Annotated in this window: 18 protein-coding genes; 6 read left to right on the top strand and 12 right to left on the bottom strand. The window is 73.0% G+C overall.

Going from position 1 to position 21,377, the window contains the following annotated elements:
• Positions 1-52: 52 nt before the first annotated feature.
• Positions 53-1,240: a tripartite tricarboxylate transporter substrate binding protein gene (locus ACERM0_RS09615; protein WP_373678358.1), complete on the bottom strand. Its 1,188-nt coding sequence runs from the start codon at positions 1,238-1,240 to the stop codon at positions 53-55.
• Between the two features lie 211 nt (positions 1,241-1,451).
• On the opposite strand from ACERM0_RS09615, the gene ACERM0_RS09610 reads away from it, so the two are divergent.
• From ACERM0_RS09610 to ACERM0_RS09595, 4 genes are read left to right on the top strand one after another with little or no spacing between them, the layout of a single operon-like run.
• A complete protein-coding gene (locus ACERM0_RS09610; protein ID WP_373678357.1) occupies positions 1,452-2,159 on the top strand; it encodes a FadR/GntR family transcriptional regulator in 708 nt (235 codons plus the stop codon).
• Positions 2,156-2,842, top strand: coding sequence for an HAD-IA family hydrolase (locus ACERM0_RS09605; RefSeq protein ID WP_373678356.1), 687 nt, complete (start codon positions 2,156-2,158; stop codon positions 2,840-2,842). Before ACERM0_RS09610 ends, ACERM0_RS09605 begins: the two co-directional genes overlap by 4 nt.
• Complete coding sequence (locus ACERM0_RS09600; RefSeq protein WP_373678355.1) at positions 2,839-4,011, top strand: MFS transporter; 1,173 nt, start codon at positions 2,839-2,841, stop codon at positions 4,009-4,011. Before ACERM0_RS09605 ends, ACERM0_RS09600 begins: the two co-directional genes overlap by 4 nt.
• Positions 4,008-5,006 (top strand): NAD(P)H-dependent flavin oxidoreductase, encoded by a 999-nt coding sequence (locus tag ACERM0_RS09595; RefSeq protein WP_373678354.1) that lies wholly within the window; start codon positions 4,008-4,010, stop codon positions 5,004-5,006. Before ACERM0_RS09600 ends, ACERM0_RS09595 begins: the two co-directional genes overlap by 4 nt.
• Here ACERM0_RS09595 and ACERM0_RS09590 read toward each other — a convergent pair.
• Positions 4,996-5,739, bottom strand: coding sequence for a sulfite exporter TauE/SafE family protein (locus tag ACERM0_RS09590; RefSeq protein WP_373678353.1), 744 nt, complete (start codon positions 5,737-5,739; stop codon positions 4,996-4,998). The genes ACERM0_RS09595 and ACERM0_RS09590 overlap by 11 nt on opposite strands.
• Positions 5,740-5,773: 34 nt before the next feature.
• Positions 5,774-8,629, bottom strand: coding sequence for an FAD-binding and (Fe-S)-binding domain-containing protein (locus tag ACERM0_RS09585; protein ID WP_373678434.1), 2,856 nt, complete (start codon positions 8,627-8,629; stop codon positions 5,774-5,776).
• Positions 8,630-8,901: 272 nt separating this feature from the next.
• Between ACERM0_RS09585 and ACERM0_RS09580 the strand changes: the two genes are divergently transcribed.
• Entirely contained in the window at positions 8,902-10,062 is a 1,161-nt protein-coding gene (locus tag ACERM0_RS09580; RefSeq protein ID WP_373678352.1) for an alanine--glyoxylate aminotransferase family protein, read from the top strand.
• 49 nt (positions 10,063-10,111) lie between these two features.
• Here the strand turns inward: ACERM0_RS09580 and ACERM0_RS09575 are convergent, their stop codons facing one another.
• The 3 genes from ACERM0_RS09575 to ACERM0_RS09565 form a co-directional block, all read right to left on the bottom strand.
• Positions 10,112-10,882, bottom strand: a complete 771-nt coding sequence (locus ACERM0_RS09575; RefSeq protein ID WP_373678351.1) for an IclR family transcriptional regulator — start codon at positions 10,880-10,882, stop codon at positions 10,112-10,114.
• Between the two features lie 300 nt (positions 10,883-11,182).
• A complete protein-coding gene (gene dxs / locus ACERM0_RS09570) occupies positions 11,183-13,072 on the bottom strand; it encodes a 1-deoxy-D-xylulose-5-phosphate synthase (RefSeq protein ID WP_373678350.1) in 1,890 nt (629 codons plus the stop codon).
• Positions 13,073-13,253: 181 nt separating this feature from the next.
• Positions 13,254-13,463: a DUF2892 domain-containing protein gene (locus ACERM0_RS09565; RefSeq protein WP_373678349.1), complete on the bottom strand. Its 210-nt coding sequence runs from the start codon at positions 13,461-13,463 to the stop codon at positions 13,254-13,256.
• 262 nt (positions 13,464-13,725) lie between these two features.
• Here ACERM0_RS09565 and ACERM0_RS09560 point away from each other — a divergent pair, with 262 nt between their 5' ends.
• Positions 13,726-15,399 carry a hypothetical protein gene (locus tag ACERM0_RS09560; RefSeq protein WP_373678348.1) on the top strand — a complete coding sequence of 558 codons (1,674 nt, stop codon included), beginning with the start codon at positions 13,726-13,728 and terminating at the stop codon, positions 15,397-15,399.
• A 367-nt stretch (positions 15,400-15,766) separates the two neighbouring features.
• Here the strand turns inward: ACERM0_RS09560 and ACERM0_RS09555 are convergent, their stop codons facing one another.
• From ACERM0_RS09555 to gatC, 6 genes are all read right to left on the bottom strand, one after another.
• On the bottom strand, positions 15,767-16,549 hold the full coding sequence (locus ACERM0_RS09555; protein WP_373678347.1) for an SDR family NAD(P)-dependent oxidoreductase: 783 nt from the start codon (positions 16,547-16,549) through the stop codon (positions 15,767-15,769).
• Positions 16,550-16,709: 160 nt separating this feature from the next.
• Complete coding sequence (locus tag ACERM0_RS09550) at positions 16,710-17,120, bottom strand: HNH endonuclease (RefSeq protein WP_373678346.1); 411 nt, start codon at positions 17,118-17,120, stop codon at positions 16,710-16,712.
• Positions 17,121-17,399: 279 nt separating this feature from the next.
• On the bottom strand, positions 17,400-17,933 hold the full coding sequence (locus tag ACERM0_RS09545) for a GNAT family N-acetyltransferase (protein WP_373678345.1): 534 nt from the start codon (positions 17,931-17,933) through the stop codon (positions 17,400-17,402).
• 26 nt (positions 17,934-17,959) lie between these two features.
• Positions 17,960-19,504 carry an Asp-tRNA(Asn)/Glu-tRNA(Gln) amidotransferase subunit GatB gene (gatB, locus tag ACERM0_RS09540; RefSeq protein ID WP_373678344.1) on the bottom strand — a complete coding sequence of 515 codons (1,545 nt, stop codon included), beginning with the start codon at positions 19,502-19,504 and terminating at the stop codon, positions 17,960-17,962.
• A 1-nt stretch (position 19,505) separates the two neighbouring features.
• Positions 19,506-21,005: an Asp-tRNA(Asn)/Glu-tRNA(Gln) amidotransferase subunit GatA gene (gatA, locus tag ACERM0_RS09535; protein WP_373678433.1), complete on the bottom strand. Its 1,500-nt coding sequence runs from the start codon at positions 21,003-21,005 to the stop codon at positions 19,506-19,508.
• Positions 21,006-21,057: 52 nt separating this feature from the next.
• On the bottom strand, positions 21,058-21,354 hold the full coding sequence (gene gatC, locus ACERM0_RS09530; RefSeq protein ID WP_373678343.1) for an Asp-tRNA(Asn)/Glu-tRNA(Gln) amidotransferase subunit GatC: 297 nt from the start codon (positions 21,352-21,354) through the stop codon (positions 21,058-21,060).
• Between the last annotated feature and the right edge of the window lie 23 nt (positions 21,355-21,377).

Raw genomic sequence — 21,377 nt, 5'->3', positions numbered from 1 at the left:
CCCGCGGCGCGACGACCGGATGCCGCTCAGCGACGCCGGGCGGTCCGTAGGGTCACTCCTCGAGGTCCTCGGCCGTGTAGCCGAACTGCTCCGCGAGCTGGCGGATCTCCTCGAGCTCCCGTCGCGACTCCTCCTCGAACTCCTCGCCGCTGAGGTAGCCACCCGCGACGTGCTGGAGGAACTCGACCTCGTACTCCTTGTAGGCGGGCAGTTGCGCCGCCGCGTAGAAGACGTTGTGGAGGTAGTCGACGATCTGCTGGTCGACGCCTCCGGGCGCGACCATGCCGCGCCACCGGCCGGTCGGGACCGGGTAGCCGAGCTCGGCCACCGACGGGACGTCCGGGTCGATGTCCTCGAAGACGATGTCGCCGCCGTAGGCCAGCGGCCGGATCTGACCGTCCTCGTACAGGTCCATCACCGTGCCGGCCGTCTCGTGCAGCACGTCGATGTCGCCCGAGAGCAGTGCGGAGATGCGCCCGCCGACGCCGTCGAAGGGCACGAAGCCGAACTCGCTGTCGATCTCGGCGCCCAGGGCGAGCAGGCGGAACTCGTCGTCGCCGCCGATGCCCGAACCGGACACACGGACCTGGCCGGGGTTGTCGGCCGCGTAGTCCAGCATCTCCTCGAACGTCTCCCACTCGTTGTCGGCCGCGACCCAGTAGATCTCGGTCGGACCCTGCTGGCGGATGATGAACTCGACGTCGTCGACGAAGCTGTAGGGCTGGTAGTCGAGCGCGTTGTTGATGACCTGGTTGGTGATCGCGCTGGCGATCGTGTAGCCGTCGGCCGCCTGCGTGAGCATGTGACCGAGCGCGACCTCACCCGAGGCACCGGGCATGTTGTTGTAGACCAGCCGCTGCCCCATGATGCGCTCGGCGTCGCGTCCGACGTTGCGGGTGTAGTTGTCGGACCCACCACCCTCGCCGAAGCCGATCAGCACCTCGACCGGCCGGGCCGGGTAGCCATCCGGCTGTGGGATGGCCTCACGCAGGGCCTCGATGGCCTCGTCCTCGCCAGCCGCCGGGTCGTAGGCGAGCTCGCCCGACTCCACGCGCTCGGCGATCTCGTCGATCGCGGCCAGCACGTCCGTCTGATCGCCGCCGGCCTCGCCCTCCTCTGTCTCGTCGCCTCCTGCAGCCACCGCGTCCCCGCCCGCGCCACCGTCGGACGCGCACGCCACCAGGGCGAACACGCTCGCGACGACGACGGCGAACTGCCGTGTCCTGCTGCGAATCCTCATCGACCTCTCCCTCGTCGCGTCCCGACCGGCTCCCTCGGATGTGCGCGACCGCGCTCCCACGCGGTTGCTGAAGATCCGCTGTACGACGAACCTTGTTCCGCCTAGCGGATTGGTCTGGACACTGGCCAGTGATAACGGCTACGGTGCCAGCTGTCAAGGACTATGCGGGCGGGCCGGCAGGACTGGCCCGCCCTCGCCGGAGAGGGGCCAGATGGTCCGGGCGCCACGCGGGGCCGACGGCGCGCGACACGCGCCGTCCACAGCCCCGCGTACCGCGCTCTACGAGCGGGTCGCCGACTGGCTACTCGCCTACGTCGCCGAACGCGGCTTGGCCGTCGGCGACCGGCTGCCCACCGAGCGGGCACTCGCCGAGCGGTTCGACGTCAGCCGCGCGTCGGTGCGCGAGGCGCTGGCGGCGCTGCAGGCCCAGGGCGTGCTGGAGATCCGCCACGGTGACGGGATCTACCTGCGACACCGGCCCGAGGAGCGCCTCGCGCTGGAGGCGCTGCTGGTGAAGCGCCGCCGCCTGTCCGAGGTGATCGAGGCCCGCAGCGTGCTCGAGGTGACGCTGGCGGGCATGGCGGCCCGGCGTCGCACCCACGCCGACATCCGGCGGATCTGGCTGGCGCTGGACCTGATGGACGCCGACATCGCCGCCGGTGGGATCGGCGCCGAGGGCGACCGACACTTCCACGCCGCGGTGACGGCCGCGGCGCGCAATCCGCTGCTGGCGGAACTGATGAACTACCTCGCCGGGTTGATCCACGAGAGCCGGATCGCGTCGCTGTCCCAACCGGGCCGACCGCCGCGATCGAGTCGGCAACACCGTGCCATCGCCTCGGCGATCGAGGCCGGCGACCCCCACGAGGCCCGGGCGGCGATGCAGGCCCACATCGACCTGGTGGGCAATCTCGGATGACCACGCCGCCCGCCGTCACGTTCGACGTCTACAGCGCGCTGCTGGACTCGCGCACCGGAGGCAGCCGCGCGCTCGCAGCTCGGGTGCGCGCCGACGGACTCGCGATCGACCCGGAGGAGCTGTTCGGCCGCTGGGACCGGCGCAACAAGCGCCTGCACCGCACGACCTCGCCGTTCGCCAGCTTCCGGCAGCTCGCCCACGACGCGATGCGGCAGGTCTTCGACGAGGTCGGTCTCGACGGGGATCCGGCCCGCGCGACCGAGGACCTGCTCGCCTCGATGCGCGACTGGCCGGCTTGGCCGGACGTCGACGAGGGCCTGCGCACGGTGGCCAGGCAGCATCGGGTCGCCCTGCTCAGCAACATCGACGACGACCTGCTCGCGGCCACCGAGGTGTGCCCCTGGGTCGAGCAGCGGATCACCTCGGCGCAGGTCCGCGTCTACAAGCCGCACGCCGGCATCTACCGCGCGGCACGTCAGCGGCTGGGCGACGACCTCGTGCACGTACCCGCCTCCGCACGTGACACCCGCGGCGCGCTGGAGGCCGGCATGCGTGTGGTACGCGTCCGACGGCCGGGCCACCACGTGGATCCCGACGGGCCCCGCCCGGACCACGAGGTCGACGACCTGCGCGAGCTACCCGGCGTGCTGGCGTCGTTGCCGGCGCCGGGGATGCCGGCGTGACCACACGCCGGGCCGTCTCCGCCGCCCTGGTCTCCACCGCCCAGGGGATGCTCCCGGTCTACATGCTGGGCGGACTGTCCGTGCAGATGAGCGCCGAACTGGGCTTCGGCGCGCGGGAACTCGGCCTCGCCACGACGATCTACTTCGCCGTCTCCGCCGTCGGTTCCACCCCGGCGGGACGCTTCGTCCAGCGGGCCGGCGCCTTCCCCGGCATCGTCGTGACCGCGACCCTCAGCGGCGCCGCGCTGCTCGGCATCGCCGGCCTGGCCACGACCTGGGCGACGCTCGTCGCCATGCTGGTGGTCGCCGGGGTCGGCAACGCCTTCGCGCAGCCCGCGGCCAACCTGCTGTTGGCTCGCGAGGTGCCGCCGGGACGTCAGGGCTTCTTCTTCGGCGTGAAGCAGGCCGCGGTGCCGATCACCACGCTGCTCGCCGGCGCGTCCGTGCCGCTGATCGGGCTCACGATCGGGTGGCGCTGGGCCTTCGTGATCGTCGCCGCCGGGTCGGCGGCGCTGCCGTTCCTGACCCCCCGGGCGCCACGGCCGGGCGTCGCCGGAACGGCCCAACCGTCGGCGCACGTGGATCGGTTGCCACTCGCCGTCCTTGCCGCGGGGGCGATGCTCGGCGCCGCCGCGGCCAACTCGATCGGCGTGTTCCTGGTCGCCTCCGCCGTGGACGCCGGGTTCGCCGACAGCACGGCCGGGCTCCTGCTGGCCGGTGGGAGCGTGCTGGGGATCGCCACGCGCCTGTTGGTCGGTCACCTCGCCGATCGTCGCGAGGGCGCGCACATCGTCCGGGTCAGCGCGATGCTGCTGGCCGGCTCGGTCGGCTTCGGTCTGCTCGCGCTCGCCACGCCGCCGCCGGTCTTCCTCGCGGGGACGGTGGTCGCCTTCGTCGCCGGTTGGGGCTGGAACGGGCTGTTCACCTTCGCCGTGGTGCGCAGCTACCGCGGCGCGGCCGCCGCGGCCACGGGCCTGACCCAGACCGGACTGTGGCTGGGTGGGATGATCGGACCGCTCGCGTTCGGACTGTTGGCCGACGGGGCGGGGTTCTCCGTGGCCTGGAGCGTCGGCGGGGTCACGATGCTCGTGGCGGCCGCCGTGTGTGCCGCGGGCCGACGACTGTTGCTGCGTGCCAAGGCCGAACGCGCCCTCCCGGAGCCGACATGAACCCGCTGTGCGATCTGTTGGGAATCAGCCATCCCCTCCTGCAGGCACCGATGGCCGGCGCCGCGCACGGCCGGCTCGCAGCGGCGGTCAGCGCGGCCGGGGGGCTCGGCATGGTCGGTGTCCACGCCGGTGCCGACGCGTCCTGGCTCGCGGCCCAGGCCGACGAGGCCCGCGCCGCCGGTCCCTTTGGTATCGGCCTGCTGCTGTGGCGCTTGGCCGACGACGACGCGATGCTCGACGCCGCCCTGCGGACCCGCCCGACCCTGCTGGCCCTGTCGTTCGGGGACCCGACGCCCTACGTGTCGCGTGTCCACGCGGCCGGCGCGCTGCTGGCGGTCCAGGTGCAGGACGCCGCCGGCGCGGTCCAGGCGCTGGAGGCCGGTGCTGACGTCCTGGTGGCCCAGGGCACGGAGGCCGGCGGTCACACCGGAGGCGTCGCCACCCTGCCGCTGTTACAGCAGGTGCTGCCGCTGGGCGAGCGCGCGGCGGTGCCGGTCGTGGCGGCCGGCGGTATCGCGACGGGGCGGGCGCTGGCGGGCGTGCTGACGATGGGTGCCCACGGCGTCTGGGTCGGTACCCGCTTCGCCGCCACCCGCGAAGGCGCGCTCAGCGACGGCGCCAAGCGACGGATCGTCGCGGCCGACGCCACCGACACGGTGCTGACCCACGTGTTCGACCTGGTGCAGGAAGCACCGTGGCCGGATCCGTTCCCGGGCCGGGCGCTGCGCAACCGCACGACCGAGCGCTGGCACGGCCGTGAGGACGAACTGGCGTCCCGGCTGCCCCAGGTGCAGGCGACCTTCCGCGCGGCGTTGGAGCGCGACGACCGTGACGTCGCCCACGTGTACGCCGGGCAGGCCAGCGGGGTCGTGGACGACCTGCCGTCCGCGGGCGCCGTCGTTGCCGACCTCGTCGACGAGGCACGACGCTGGCTCGCACGGGCCACCACACTGGCCGGTGACCTCGATGGCGACGACCGCGGCGTCAACCCGTGATGCCGTCGTAGAACAGCTTGCCGCCCATCACGACGAGCACGATCAGCACGACCCGGTGGAAGCGCCGCGCGTCCAGGCGACGGGCCAGCCGGATCCCGACCGGCAGGAACAGCACCACGGGGACCAGCGCCAGCAGGCTGCTGAGCGCGAGGTCGACCGTGTACCGGCCGAGGGCCAGGAAGGTGGCCACCTGCACCGCGGCGAAGACCTGGAACTGGGCCGCGATCGTGAAGACGTAGGCCCCCGGGTCGAGCCGGAAGCCGTGGACGTAGGTCGCGACGAGCGGTCCCGCGATACCCGTCGCGCCCTGCGCGATCCCGCCGGCGAACCCCACCCCCGGCGACAGCACGCGGGCGGAGCGTTCACCGATCGCCACGTCGGGCCGCACCAACGAGTAGCCGGCGTAGGTGAAGATCACCAGGGCGAGCGTGAGCGACAGCACGGCCGCGGGCAGGGTCGTCAGGATGAAGACACCGGCCACCGAGCCGGCAGCGCCCGTGGCCAGCATGCGCTTGAGGTGCCGGGCGTTGCGAGCTTCGTGACGGTGCTCCCACAGCAGCCAGGAGTTCGTGACGACGGTCGGGAACGCCATCACGATGACGGCGGCCTCGACGCCGATGAAGCCGGCCATGACCGGGATCGCCACGGTCGGCAGGCCAGAGCCGGTGACGCCCTTGGTGATCGAGCCGATGACGACGGCGACGAGGACCACGGCCACGGCCCCGGCGCTCACCGTGGCGCTCCGGGACCGCCCCGACCGGCCGCCATCACGGACGGCGCAGCGCGGCGCGCACGAGCGTGATCGGGTGCTGGCCGCGCCGACCGGTGCCGTGGCCGATCTGCTGTCGGCACGACACGCCGGTCGCCGCGATCAGCGTGTCGGCCGGTTCGGCCTCGACGGCGGGGAACAACCGCATGGCGCCGATGCGCATCGACAGGTCGTAGTGCTCGGTCTCGAAGCCGAACGAGCCCGCCATGCCACAACACCCGGCGTCCACCTCCTGGACCCGGGCGCCGGGGATCCGGGACAGCAGCGCGACGGTGGAAGCCGTCCCCGCGCCCGCCTTCTGGTGACAGTGTCCGTGGAACAGGATGCGACGGCCGGCGACCTCGGCATCGGGGTCGAGGACGAGGGCCCCGTCGTCGATCGCGGCCACCAGCAGGTCCTCGACCAGGCAGGCCTGCTCCGCCACGGCTCGCACGCCGGCGTCGTCGGTGCCCAGCAGTTGCGGATGCTCCTCACGGAGGGTGAGCAGGCACGATGGTTCGCAGCCGGCGATCGGGACGCCGGCGCGGGCGTCGTCCACCAGCCGGGCCTGCAGGTGTCTCGCGTCGGCCCGGGCGCGGTCGAGCAGACCCTTGGAGATCGCGGCGCGACCGCAGCAGCCGCGGGACTCCAGGCGGACCTGGTGGCCCGCCGCCTCGAGCAGCTCCACCGCGGCGCGGCCCACCTCCGGCTCGGTGTAGCTCGTGAAGCTGTCGGCGAGCAGGACCACCCGCCCCCGCGTCGGAGGCGTGGCCGGCCGCGGGCGGCCGGCGAACCAGCGTGGCAGGCTCCGGCGCTCGAAGCGCGGCAGCGGACGACGGGCGTCGATCCCCAGCGCGCGTTCCATCCCCCGCCGCAGCGGCGCCAGCCGGCCGGGCAGGTTCGACACCGGCGCCGTTGCCGCGCCCAGCCGGTTGAGTCGCCGGATGCCGGCGAACAGGCGGGAGCGCAGCGGGATCCCGTGCCGCTGATGGCGGGCGTGCAACGCCTCGCTCTTGTAGGTCGCCATGTCCACCGACATCGGGCACTCGGCCTTGCAGGCCTTGCACTCCAGGCACAGGTCGAGCACCTCGTGGAGGCGGTCGCCGGCGAGCTCGGCCGCCGGGTCGGGCGACGCCAGCGCCTTCACCAGCGCATTGGCGCGCCCACGTGTGGAGTGCTCCTCGTCCCTCGTCGCCATGTACGAGGGACACATCACGCCGCCCGAGGACGCCGACTTGCGGCAGGCGCCGATGCGCATGCAGCGGTTGGCGGACTCGAACAGGCCGGTGTCCCCGCCGAAGTCGAACGCCGTCGGCAGCGGCCGGGGTACCGGCAGCGCCGGCTCCCGCAGCGAATCGGTCATCGGCGGCGCGTCGACCTTCTTGCCCGGATTCATGCGGTTGTCGGGGTCGAACAGGCCCTTCACCTGCCGCATCGCCTCGTAGAGCTCGTCGCCGAAGAGCTCGCGGTTGAACTCGCTGCGCACCAACCCGTCGCCGTGCTCGCTGGAGTTGACCCCGCCGTAGCTGGACACCAGCTCGGCGACCTCACGGGCCACGGTGCGCAGCTTGTCGACCTCGCCCGGGCGGGTCAGGTCCATGAACGGCCGCACGTGCAGGCAGCCGGCCGACGCGTGGCCGTAGAACCCCGCGCGCAGGCCGTGGGCCTGCAGGATGGCCGCGAACCGCTCCGTGTACTCGGCGAGGTGGCGCGGGTCGACGGCGGTGTCCTCCACGAACGCGAGCGAGCGCTCGCGGCCCTGGCCGGCGGCCATCAGCAGCCCGAGGCCGGCCTTGCGCAGCGCACGGACCTGCTGCTGTTGCCTCGCGGTGTCGGCCCGCAGGACCGCGTAGCCGTGCCCCTTCGCGCGCCACGCCCGCTCGAGTGCGTCGGCGGCCGCCGCGGCCTGCGCGGCGGTGTCGCCGTAGAACTCGACGACCAGCAGGGCGTCGGGGTCGCCCTCGAGCAGCGTCACGAGGTGTCCGTGCTCCGGCGAGCTGCGGGCGAGGTCGAGGATGAAGCGGTCCACGAGCTCGATGCCGGCCGCGCCCGCGTCCATGGCGTCCATCGTCGCGTCGATGGCACGCTGGGTCGAGGTGAAGTGCCCGACGAGCTGCACGACCGCCTTCGGAATCGGCACGAGGTCCACGGTCGCCCCGGTGACGGTCACCAGCGTTCCCTCGGATCCCACGACGAACTTCGCGAGGTCGAGGCCGTCGTCCACGAGCCGGTCCAGCCGGTAGCCACCGGCCCGCCGCCAGAACGAGGGCATGTGGTCGGTGATGGCCCGGCGATGGCGCTCGACCAGTTCCGGCAGCTCGCGGTACAGGCGCGCCTCCAGCGACTGGCCGCGGCCGCGCGCGGCCACCTGCTGCGGTGAGGCGGGACCGAGCACGGCGCGGCTGGCGTCGGCCAGCACGACCTCGAGCTCACGCACGTGGTCGATGGTCATCCCGTAGCGGGCCGAGCGCGACCCGCACGAGTTGTTGCCGATCATGCCGCCGAGGGTGGCCCGGTTGCTGGTGGAGGTGTCAGGGGCGAACCACAGCCCGTACGGGGCGGCGGCACGGTTGAGCTCGTCCTGGATCGCGCCCGGCTGGACGTGCGCCGTCGCGGAGGCGGGGTCGACCTCGATGGCGTGCAGGTGCCGCGAGAAGTCGAGCACGACGGCCGCGCCCACGGTCTGCCCGCAGTGGCTCGTGCCGGCACCGCGCGGCAGGACGGGTACCCCATGGGTGGCCGCGATGGACACGGCGGCGGCGACGTCGTCGGCGTGTCGCGGATACGCCACCCCGAGCGGCTCGATCGCGTACATGCTGGCATCGGTGGCGTACAGGTGCCGGGTGTACGCGTCGAAACGGACCTCGCCGTCCATGGCGCGGCCGAGGTCGACAGCCAGTTTTCGTGCCGGTTCGCCGATGCCGGCCGGTCGCTCGAGGATGTCGGTCACTGGCGCCTCCACCGGCCGGGCACGCCTTCCACCTGGCGAAATGATCGGTCTACCTGGCGAAAACGACCCTAGAGCGGCGGCGATGCAGGGGTCAAGGTGCGGTTGCGGCCCCATGTGCCCACCTCTAGGGTTTCGCGCAGCGGATGGATCGTTTCGTTCCACGGAAAAGAGCAGGACGGCGACGGGAAGGCCCTCGCATGCGTGCCGGACGACACTTCCTCCAGATCCCGGGACCCACCAACGTCCCCGACCGGGTCCTGCAGGCGATCGCCCGCCCGACGATCGACCACCGCGGCCCGGAGTTCGCCGCACTCGGCCGCCGGGTCCTGACCGGGCTCCGGCAGGTGTTCCGGACCGAGCAACCGGTGATCGTCTACCCATCCTCCGGCACGGGCGCGTGGGAGGCCGCGCTGGTCAACACGCTGTCGCCCGGCGACGCCGTCCTGATGTACGAGACCGGCCACTTCTCCACCCTGTGGTCGCAGATGGCCGGCCGGCTCGGACTGGACGTCGAGGTACTCGCCGGCGACTGGCGCACGGGCGTCGACGCCGGACGCATCCACGACGCACTCACGGCGGCACCCGACCGCTACCGGGCCGTCGCCGTGGTGCACAACGAGACGTCCACCGGCGTGACCAGCGACGTGGCAGCCGTCCGGCGCGCCCTGGACGAGGCGGGCTCCGACGCGCTGCTGCTCGCCGACACCATCTCGTCGTTGGGATCCATCGACTACCGCCACGACGAGTGGGGTGTCGACGTGACCGTCTGCGGCTCGCAGAAGGGGCTGATGCTCCCGCCCGGGCTCGGCTTCAACGCCATCAGTGCGAAGGCGCGCGCCGCCACCGGGAAGGCCCGTCTGCCACGGTCGTACTGGGACTGGGAGGACATGCTCGCGACCGCGGACGACGGGTTCTTCCCCTACACCCCCGCCACCAACCTCCTCTACGGACTCGCCGAGGCGATCGACCTGCTGCTCGAGGAGGGCCTCGACCAGGTCTTCGCGCGTCACGACCGGCATGGCGAGGCCACGCGCCGGGCCGTGGAGCACTGGGGCCTGGAACTGCTCGCGACCGTGCCGGACCAACGCTCCAGCGCCCTCACCGCCGTACTGCTGCCGGAGGGCCACGACGCCGACCACTTCCGAAGGGTCGCCCTGGAGCGATTCGATGTCTCCCTCGGCGCGGGCTTGGCGCGACTGCGGGGCCGCGTGTTCCGGATCGGCCACCTCGGCGACTTCAACGACCTCATGCTCGCCGGCACGCTCGCCGGTGTCGAGGCGGCCCTGCGGCTGGCCGGCGTCCCGATCAAGGGCGGCGGCGTCGAGGCGGCGATGGCCTACCTCGCCGAGCAACCCTGACGGACGCCCCGGCGCATCGGCGTGGCCGCGCCTCGGCGGCTCGCCGCGGTCAGACGCCGTTGGCGGTCGGCTGCAGGTCGACGCTCTCGCCGTCCATCCAGGTCACCAGTTCGGACGCGACGTCGCGCAGGTGCTCGACGATCTGCTCGCGGCGATCGCCGCCCATGCGTCCGGTCGGGCCGGAGACCGACATCGCCGCCACCAGGCCGTTCTCCGGAAGGAGCGGGACCGCCACGCAGCTGACGCCCTCCTCCTGCTCCTCGAGGTCGAGCGCGTACCCGCGCTCGCGGACCCGGTCGAGTTCCTGCAGGAAGGCCGGCAGGTCGGTGATGGTGTGCTCGGTGGAGGCCGGTAGCCCGTTGCGCGCGAGGATGCGTTCCGCCACCGTGCGCGGCTGGTGTGCCAGCAGGACCTTGCCGACGGCCGTGCTGTGCGGGAGCACGCGATTGCCGACCTCGGTGAACATCCGCACCATGCGGCGCGACGACGCCTGGGCGATGTAGACCACGTACCCGTCCTCGAGCAGCGCCAGGTTGGCGGTCTCGCCGGTGAGCTCCACCAGGCGCTCGAGGTGCGGGCGGGCCGAGCCGCCGAGCATGCGGCCGGCCGCGCTGCCCAACTCCACGAGTCGCGCCCCGAGCACGTACTTGCGCGTCCGCGGGTCCTGCCGGACGTAGCCGCGGGCGACCAGCGTCGCGGTCAACCGGTGGATCGTCGCGTACGGCAGCTTCGTCGCCTGCCCCAGCTCGCTGATGCCCATCTCCCTGCCGGTGGTCGCCAGGACCTCCAGCACGTCGAGCGCGCGCTCGACCGACTGCACCCCCGTACCTCGTGCCGCCATACCCCTGTGCCTCCCTGCCTCGTCGCGGGCCCGGGACCCCGCGCGTGGGCACCTGTTCGCGCCTGCCAGCGTACGTCGCGCCGGCCTCGCGACGTTCGGGGTCGGCGCCGGACGAGGCACCCTGCCGCCGAGGGTACCGCAGGACAGAATCGATATTCCGGTGCGCGAAAAGGCGGTCGACGCGACGCGCAGCCGACGCGAGCCTGCCTGGCCGACGCGAGCCTGCCTGGCCGACGCGAGCCGGCCTGGCCGACGCGAGCCGGCTGGCCGACGCGCCGTTCAGCGCTGGTCGGTGAGCACCTTGCGGGTCGCGGCCGCGATGCCCGCGGCGTCGAGGCCGAGTTCGGCGAGGATGCGGTCCGGCTTGCCGTGTGGCAGGTAGCCGTCGGGCACACCCAGCTTCAGCACCGGCGGGGCCTGCCGCACGCCGGCACGCTCGACCAGCCGGTCCACCAGTTCCGTCCCCGCGCCGCCACCGACGAGCCCGTTCTCCACGGTGACCACCAGGGGCGACGCAGCGGCCGCGTCCAGCATCGTGGCGTCGACGGGACGCACGCTCCGCACGTCCCAGACGGCGGCCTCGTGGCCGTCCTCGGCCAGCAGGTCGGCCGCCTCCAGCGCCGGCCCGACCCGGTCACCGACAGCGAGCACGCACACGTCGGCACCCTCGCGCAACTGCCGTGCCCGCAGTCCCAGGTCACGGTCGACCCCGGTGACGCCCAGCCGCTCGCCGGGGAGAGCGGCCCCCTTCGGGAACCGGATCGTGACGGGGCCGTCGAGTCCCGCGGCGACGCCGAGCAGTGCCCGCAGGTCCTCCTCGCACGACGGTGCGAGCACCGTCATCGCCGGGATGCGCAGGCTCAGGGAGAGGTCGAGGATGCCGTGGTGGCTCGGTCCGTCGTCGCCGGTGATGCCGGCCCGGTCGAACACGAACAGCACGTGCGCGTCGTGGAGGCCGACGTCGAGGTTGGCCTGGTCGAACGCCCGCGAGAAGAACGTCGAGTACACCGCGAACAGCGGCAGTTTGCCGGCATAGGCGAGACCGGCCGCCGCCGTCGCGGCGTGCTGCTCCGCGATGCCGACGTCCAGGACGCGGTCGGGGTCGCGTTCGGCCAGCGGGAGCAGCCCCGTGGAGCCGGGCATGGCCGCCGTGATCGCGACCAGGTCGGGTCGCTCGTCGGCCAGGTCGAGCACCGCTTCGCTGAACGCCTGGGTCCACGACCGCGGCTTGGCGCCGGTCGAGCGGCCGGTCGCGATGTCGAACGCCGAGGTGTCGTGGAGCTTCTTCTCCGGGTCGGTCTCCGCCGGCTCGTAGCCCTTGCCCTTCTGGGTCAGCACGTGGACCAGGACCGGTGTCTGCAGGCGCGCGGCCGTCGCCAGGGCGTGCTCGAGCTTGCCGACGTCGTGGCCGTCGTAGGGGCCGAGGTAGCGCACGCCGAGCGCCTCGACGAACGACTGCAGCGCCGGTGCCTCGGAGACCGCGGCCTTGACCGCCTCGAGACCCGCGTCGGTCAGCCGTTCGACCAGCGGAAGCCGGTCCATCACGCGGTCGAAGCGGCCCCGCACCTTGCGATAGCGCGGGTCGGTCCGCAGGTCGGCCAGCCGCTCGGACAGTCGGCTCACGGTCTCCGCGTACGAGCGGCCGTTGTCGTTCAGGACGATGATGGCCGGCAGCTGGTGGTGCCCGAGGTTGTTGAGCGCCTCGTACGCCATGCCGCCGGTGAGCGCACCGTCGCCGACCACGGCGACGACGCGGCGGCGGTCCTCGGCCGGCACGCCGATCTGGGCACGTGCGACGCCGAACGCCCAGGACAGGGCGGTCGAGGCGTGTGAGTTCTCCACGAGGTCATGGGGCGACTCGGCACGACTGGGATAGCCGGAGAGCCCGCCGGCCTGCCGGAGCGTGTCGAACAGGTCGCGGCGGCCCGTGAGCATCTTGTGCACGTAGGCCTGGTGGCCCGTGTCCCACACGAGCAGGTCGCGAGGCGAGTCGAAGGTCCGGTGCAGCGCGATCGCGAGCTCGACGACGCCGAGGTTGGAGCCCAGGTGGCCGCCCACGCGGGCAACCGCCGCGACGATGGCCGCCCGCAGTTCCTCGGCCAGCTGCGGGAGCTGGTCGGCGGGCAGCGCTTTCACGTCGGCGGGCGAATCGATGGTCTCGAGCACCACGTCGGGCTCCTCCCTCCGGTGCTCAGCACGTGCAGCGGATCAGGGTAGGGGACGAGGATCGGGCGGGGGGCCGTCCCCGGCCACCACCGCTGGCAAGGTCCCGACCGGATCACGCCAGGGGTTCGCGACCGCGGTCACGTCCAGATGACCCACGCCGGCGGCGAGGCGGCATCGACGGTCGTCAGGCAGCGCGCGTGTCCAGGCCCAACCACGCGTTGACGGGGCAGGTCCGCGTCACGGCCGACTCCAGCGCCAGTGCGCCGCCCACGAGTGCGGCGAGCCCGATGCCCCGGCCGTCACGGGCGCCGAACGGCCCGAGCGCGCCGACGACCAGACCGAGGCCGACAGCCGTGCGCAGCCGCTGGTCGAGGTCCCCCACGTTCTCCTGCACGATCCGCCTTCCGTTCGGGTCGCCACCGACGCGTGCCGGCCGGCGCCGGCCCAGCGTGCCGACTCACGCCCGAGCCACCGCGACCATCCCCGGTCGAGCGGCCGAGCGCCGACGACCCGCTGCGCCGGGCCTGGGCGATTCCAGCGGCCGGCGGCGTCGGCCGCCGAGCCATCGCGCGGTCAGGTCGCGTCCGGTCCGCGGTGTCCACAGCTCACGAGCAACCCATCGGGGCCATGTCGCAGGAGTCGCCGATACTGGATCCATGCTTCCCACCGCACCCGCTCCGTCGCTGTCGGCCGCTCCGGCCGGCCGCTACCGGGCGGCCGGTGGGGCCGCGCGTCGGGGGGCGCGGCCGCACGCAGTAGGTCGGGTGCTGGCGGCCGATCACGGTGCCGGCTATCGCACGGATGCTTCCTCGAGCACGGATGCGGCTGGCGACGCCGTCGATGCCTTTGATGCACCCGCCAGGCCCGCGCCGTCCGCGGGCGCGCAGCGGCCGGATCACGCCCCGGAGCTGGACGCGTTCCCGTTGCTGGCGGAGGTGCCGGCGCTGGCCGGGATGCTCGACGAGCTGCGGGCGGTCGACCGGCTGCTCGCCTCGGTGTTGGACACGATCATCCAGCTCCAGGACAGCTCCGCAGTCGAGACCGTGACCGGGGTGCCGTTGGAGCAGTGGCTGCTGTCCGAGGCCCGCCGTACGACGGCGGATCGGCGGATGCTGCTCACCGCCGCCGAGGTGCTGCGGCGGCTACCCGGCCTGAAGGCGGCGTTCGACCAGCAGAAGCTGTCGTGGGCACAGCTGCGCATCATCGCGCTGGAAGTGCAGCGGCTGCCGCGCCGGCTCGACGCGCAACTGGACGCCGCGGTCGACGAGCTGGTCGACCGGTTGGAGGGCACGGACCCGGATGCGGTGTCCGGGTTGGTCCGGTGGCTGGCCGTCGACCTCACCGCCACCGACCCCGAACCCGCTGACCCGGACGACGAGCCGGCGGAGATGCTGGTGCTCCAGCCGCGGCTGGACGGCAGCGGCGGGCGGTTCTTCGGGCAGGCAGGCGCGGCCAACTTCGCGCTGCTCGAGGCCGCCACCGACCCCGGCCGGGCCGGTCCGGCCACCAAGGCCGGCATCGGCCACGCCCCCGATCCCGACCAGGTCCGGCAGGCGTCGGCCGATCGGGGCCGGCGCCGGTTCGAGAAGCTGATCGACCTATTGGAGGCCGGCGCCACCGGTGAGGTCGGCGGGCGGGCGCCGGTCAAGGTGTTGCTGCGTGTCTCGTACGACACCCTGCTCGACACCGACCGGCTGCCGGCCGAGCTGCTGACCCGCCTGTCCGGCGGACGGCTGCAGCTCACCTCCGTGGCGGCGCGGCGGCTGCTCGACCAACGCGGCACCGAGCTGCGGGCCATCGTCGTCGACGACACCGGCCAGGTCCTCGGCGTCGGCCGGACCCGCCGGTTGCCGCCCGGTTGGCTGTCCGACGCCGTGCTCGCGGTGCACGACACGTGCAGCGAACCGGGCTGCCACGTCGCCGCGCTGGCCTGCGACCTGGACCACGCAAGGCCCTGGCACCCGGTCCGCCCTGGCGACCTTCCGGGACGCACCGACATCGACCAGCTCGCGCCGGTGTGCCGGCCCACCAACCACACCAAAGATGCTGCCGGCTGGACCGTCTCCCAGACCGCCGACGGCGTCCGGATCTGGCACCACCCGCGCAGCGGCCTCAGGATTCGGACCCTGCCCGGCACCACCCGCATCCCCCTCCCACCTCCACCCGCTGACGAGCAGCGAGGCCGAGGGCCGCACGCAGGCACCGATCCGCCGGTCGCACCACGCGGCGGGCCAGCCGGCACGGACCCGCCCGCCGCGCCTCGCGACGGACCCACGGCCGCGGCCGACGCCGACGACCCGGACGGGCCCGGCGACGCCATGCCCTTCTGATGCGAGCAACCGTGCCGCCAATCGCGTCGCGGCCTCGCGCGAGATCGACCACGTCACCCGCCCACCACGCCGAACCCGCCTCCAGCGGGACGTCGCGTGGTGGGCTCGACGTGCGAGCGTCACCGATTGCGGACCGTGGGCGTCCGCATGGGCTGGGGCCATCGTGTCCCTGCGATGAGCGGACCGGCCGAGAGCGAGTCACTTTGGAACGGCACGCCTACCCGCACGGCGTGCCCTGCTGGATCGAGCTGACCGTCCCGATCCGGCGGACGTCATCAGCTTCTACACCGCCGTCCTCGTCGGACGCGACGCGTGCCGACCGAGGGCGCGGCGACCGGCCAACGCCGGTCGCCGCGGCGAGCCAGAGTCAGCCGAGCTTGGCGGTCATGCCGCCGTCGACAGGGACGCAGGCCCCGACGACGTCGCTTGCGTCCTGGGAGGCGAGGAACGCGATGACCGCCGCGATCTCCTCCGGGCTCGCCGACCGTCCCAACGGGTGGGCGTTGGGCGCGGACTTCATGGCCTCCAGCACCTCTGGTGGGAAGTCCGCCATCGCCGCGGCAGCCATCGGGGTGTCGATGCCGCCCGGGTTGATCGCGTTCACACGCACGCCCGCGGCGGCGTACTCGATCGCGGACGTCTTCGTCAGTCCGTTCACGCCGTGCTTGGAGGCGGTGTAGGCGACCGCCATCGGTTGTGCCTGGAGCCCGGCCGCCGACGACACGTTGACGATGGCGCCGCCACCCCGCTCGAGCATCGCCGGCACCTGCTTCTTCATGCCGAGGAAGACGCCGCGCAGGTTGATGGCGGTGATGCGGTCGAACTGCTCGGTGGGCGTGTCGGCCGCCGGCAGGAACCGGCCGAGGATGGCCGCGTTGTTCACGGCCACGTCCAGGCCGCCGTAGGTGTCGACCGCCGTACGGACGAGCCGCTCTGCTTCCTCCTCGAGCGAGACGTCGGCGTGGACGTAGACCGCCGTGCCACCCTCTCTCAGGATGCCGTCCACCGTCTCCTTGCCGCCCGGGTCGTCGACGTCGGCGACCACGACCGCAGCGCCCTCGGCGGCGAATCTCCGCGCCGTCGCGCGGCCGACCCCGGACGCGCCACCGGTCACGATGACGACCTTGCCTTCGAACCCGTACCGGACCATTGCCGTGCCTTCGGACGTCGCCGCCCGGTCGGCGGCTGCCTCGTCTCGACGCTACGAACGCGCCGCCCGCCCCACTCGGGTCGTCCGACCCCTCTGTGCCCGGCGAACGGCCCCGCCGATGCCGTCGCCTCCCGAGCCAGGCCGGACCGTGCGGTCCCCGTCACCCGTGCGCCGCCGACCCCCGGCGCTCCAGCTTGCGCAACTCGGTGCGGAGGTAGTCGCGGATACGACGGTGGCCTCCGCGCTCGTCGATGCGTCGCTGCAGTCGGCGGAGCCCTGCCGCCAGGACGTCCGGCCGTGGCTCGCGGCCGCGCGCGGCCACCTCGTCGAGCCACTGCACCGGCGAACGATGGCCGCGCTCTCGGTTGCAGCGTGAGCAGGCCGCCAGTTCGTTCTCCAGGACGCTCGGTCCACCCTTGACCCGTGGGACCAGGTGTTCACGCGTCGCCCGCACCAGCCCCGTGAACTCGCGCGAGCACCACACGCAGTAGGGGCCGTCACGCTCGATGGCGGCGGCCAGCCGCTCGGCTGCCGACCAGCCGTCAGCGGAAGATGCGGCGGATCCGTTCACGCGATGGAGGGTACGGACGAGCCCGGGGGATCAGGGCGTCGTCCGGCGTCGGCGGACGATCCGCGGCGCGTCCGGGACCGTGTTGTCGATCACGAAGGTGGCATGGTCGCGCGGCCGGCACCGTTGCAGGTGGAGCTGCTGGCCCTCGACGTAGCGACGGTTGGACGGCGCTTCCGGATCGGGATCACCGAAGCCGCGCTGGGCGCCGCGCGATGTCGCCGACGACGGCGTCCAGTACCGCCTGGCGAGCGGTCGTACGCGATCGCGTGTGCCGCTCGGTCACGGGCCCACCGCACCGAGTTCGTGGAACACCTCGGGATAGACGACCCGGCCGCGATGGCCGGCGGGATCGTGCCCGGCCAGCGGCCGGTACTGGAACGCCTCATCGGGGATCGCCGGCGACGGTCGCTGCAGGCCCGCCTCGGAGGCACGCCGGAAGCCGTAGCGGAGGTAGTGGCGAGGATCCCCTTCGAGCACCACCAGCGGGAACCGCCCGTCCTGTTCCACGACGGCCAGCGCGTGCTCCACCAGGCGACGGCCGATCCCCCGCCGTCGGCGGTCCGGCGCGACCGCCAATGGCGTGAGGTTCAGCGCCGTGAACGGCCGGTCACCATCGACCGGCACTCGGCTCAGCATGGTGTGCCCCACGACGGCGCCGTCGAACTCGGCGACGAACTCGAAGCCGGCCACGACGGCGCCTGGATCGCGACGGAGCCGGTCGACCAGGCGTGCCGGCACGTCGTCGTCGAAGGCCGCCAACAGGACCGCGCGGACCCGGGCGTGGTCACCCGGGTCCGCGGTTCGCACCGTCACGGGAGGCACGCTCGGCACCGTGCCGCCTAGAAGCCGATGATCTCGCGCAGCAGCTCGTTGGTCTTGCGCGGATCGGCCTGGCCGCGCGTCTCCTTCATGACCTGCCCAACGAGGGCACCCACCGCCTTCTGGTTGCCGCCGCGGATCGTTTCCACGGTGCCGGCGTTGTCGGCGACGACGCGCTCGACGATGGCGCGTAGCTCGCCTTCGTCGGAGACCTGCTTCAGGCCCTGCTCGTCGGCGATCTGGGCCGGGCCCTTGGCGCCGCGGGACGCGATGACGCCGGTCAACACCTGCTTGGCCAGCTTCGTGGACAGCGTCCCGTCCTCGATGAGACCGATCAGCTCCGCGACATGGCGTCCCGTGAGGCCCGACTCGGACAGCTCGAGACCTTCGGACGACAGCTGCCCGGCGACGTCACCGGTCAACCAGTTGGCGGCCGCCGAAGGCTGCGCCCCGGCGTCGACCGCCTCGTCGAACCAGGGCAGCAGCCCGGTGGCGACGACGGTGGCCGCGAGGTCGGCCGGGACACCGGCGTCGCGCAGACGGGCACGCGTGGCGGCCGGCAGCTCCGGCAGGCGGGCACGCACCCGCTCGACCTTCTCAGCCGACGAGGTGATCTCCACGAGGTCGGGGTCCGGGAAGTAGCGGTAGTCGGTGACGGTCTCCTTGCGGCGCAGCGTCTCCGTGACCCCGCGACCCTCGTCCCAGTGCCGCGTCTCCATGACGATCCCGCCGTCGTCCTCGAGCACCGCGATCTGCCGCTGTGCCTCGTAGGCGATGGCGCGGCCGAGCGACCGGACGGAGTTGAGGTTCTTGATCTCCGTCCGCGTCCCGAGCGGGTCACCAGGACGGCGAACCGACACGTTGGCGTCGCAGCGGATCGAGCCTTCCTCCATCCGCGCGTCGGACACGCCGCTGGCACGCACGATCGCCTGCAGCTCGCGCAGGTAGGCCTGCGCCGTGTCGGGGTCGTGAATGTCGGGCCGCGACACGATCTCCAGCAGCGGGATCCCGCAGCGGTTGTAGTCGATCAGCGAACGGTCGGCTCCGTGGAGGCGTCCGGTGTCGCCGACGTGAAGCGACTTGCCGGTGTCCTCCTCCATGTGGAGCCGCTCGATGCGCACACGCCGGACGACGGGGTCGGCCGCCGGGTCGTCGCCGGGTACCTCGACGTCGAGCCAGCCGTCGTGCACGAGCGGGACGTCGTACTGGCTGATCTGGTAGTTCTTCGCCAGGTCCGGGTAGAAGTAGTTCTTGCGGTGGAACCGGCACACCGGCGCGATCTCGCCGTTGAGGGCCAGCCCGAGCAGCGTCGCGTCCAGCACGGCCTGCTCGTTGACCACCGGCAGCGCGCCCGGCTGCCCGGTGCAGACCGGGCAGACGTTGGTGTTCGGGTCGCCCCCGAACCGGGTCGAGCAGCCGCACCACATCTTCGTGGCCGTGTCCAGCTCGACGTGGACCTCGAGGCCCACCACCAGCTCCCACTCCCCGGTCGCACCCTCGAGCAGCGGCACGCCGTGCTCGGCTGCGGTGGTCGCGGAGATCTCGCCCAGATCGGTCGCGGTCATGTCAGACCACCTCCACGGCGGTGTCGCCGGCCGGGATCGGGGTGAAGCCGAGGTCCTGCTCGAACGCCCAGCCCACGCGGTACATCAGGTCGTCGCGCAGCAGCGGTGCCATGATCTGCAGGCCCACCGGCAGCGACGCGCTGGGCGCGTCGGGCGCCTCGGCGGTGCCGGCCGGCAGCGACAGCGCCGGGATGCCGGCCAGCGACGCCGGCACCGTGGCGACGTCGTTGAGGTACATCGCCAGCGGATCGGCGGTCTTGTCCCCCAGTCCGAAGGCGACCGTCGGCGAGGTGGGGCTGACCAGCACGTCGGCCTGCTCGAACGCGGACGCGAAGTCCTGCGCGATCAGGGTCCGGACCTTGCTGGCCTGCAGGTAGTAGGCGTCGTAGTAGCCGCTGGACAGCGCGTGGGTGCCGATCATGATCCGCCGCTTGACCTCCGGCCCGAAGCCGGCGGCACGCGTGGCGGCGTTCATCTCCTCGGCGGTCGGCGCGTCGACGCGCAAGCCGTAGCGCACGCCGTCGAAGCGGGCGAGGTTGGACGACGCCTCGGACGGCGCGATGAGGTAGTAGGCGGGCAGCCCGTAACCGGCGTGCGGCAGGGACACCTCGACGATCTTGGCGCCCAGACGCTCGAAGCGCTCCAGGGCCTGGTCGAACACCCGCCGGACGCCGGGTTCGTAGCCCTCGCCGTGCAGTTCGGTGACCACACCGATGCGCAGCCCGTCGACCCCGTCGCGCAGGGTGGCGAGCAGGTCGGGTGGCGCGTCCGTCACCGAGGTGGAGTCGAGCGGGTCGTGCCCGTGGACGAGCGCCTGCAGTTGGGCGGCGTCCTCCACGGTCCGGGCGAACGGCCCGGCCTGGTCGAGCGAGGACGCGAACGCCACCAGCCCGTAGCGCGAGACGGTGCCGTAGGTCGGCTTGGCGCCGACGATGCCGGTCAGCGCGGCCGGCTGGCGGATGGAGCCGCCGGTGTCGGTGCCGATGGCCAGTGGTGCGAGCAGCCCCGCGACCGCCGCGGCCGAGCCACCCGACGAGCCACCCGGCACCCGGCCGAGGTCCCAGGGATTGCGGGTCGGGCCGTAGGCGGAGTTCTCCGTGGACGAGCCCATCGCGAACTCGTCCATGTTGGTCTTGCCGAGCACCACCACGTCGGCCTCGCGCAGCCGGGCGGTGACGGTCGCGTCGTAGGGCGGGACCCAGCCCTCGAGGATCCGCGAGCCGCAGGTCGTCGGCACGCCGCGCATGGTCAGCACGTCCTTCAGCGCCAGCGGCACACCGGCGAACGGGCCGAGCGCCTCCCCCGCGGCACGCCGACGGTCCACGTCCTCGGCATGTGCCCGGGCCGCCGCCGCGGTGACGTGCAGGTAGGCGTGCACGTCACGCTGGTCGAGGTCCTCGGGCGCCACCGCCGTCCAGACGTCGCCCTCGCCGTCGACGCCGTCCACGGACAGGATGCGCTGCAGGTGGGCCTCGACGACCTCCAGGGCGGAGACGTCCATGGTGCGCAGGCGCTCGGCGAGCGTTGCGGCGGACAGGTGGGTCAGCTCCACGTCAGCCCTCCTCGGCCACGATGCGCGGGACCGCGAACCGGTCCTGTTCGGCCTGCGGGGCCGCCGCCAGCACGTCCTCGCGCGGCAGCGAGGGGCGCGGCTCGTCGGGCCGGGTCACGTCGCGCAGCGCGAACGGGTGCGTCGTGGGCTGAACGTCCTGCGCGGCGACCTCGCCGACCTGTTCGGCGTACGCGAGGATGTCGGACAGCTGTGGCGCGAGCGCGTCCACCTCGTCGTCGGTCAGCGCGAGCCGCGCGAGCCGTGCGACGTGGCGGACCTCGTCGGCGGAGAGGGCCACGGGGTCCTCCTGAAGGGAGTGGA

Source organism: Egicoccus sp. AB-alg2, assembly GCF_041821065.1.
In the GTDB taxonomy this organism is placed as follows: Bacteria; Actinomycetota; Nitriliruptoria; order Nitriliruptorales; family Nitriliruptoraceae; genus Egicoccus.
This window is presented reverse-complemented; position numbering and strand designations above follow the sequence as displayed.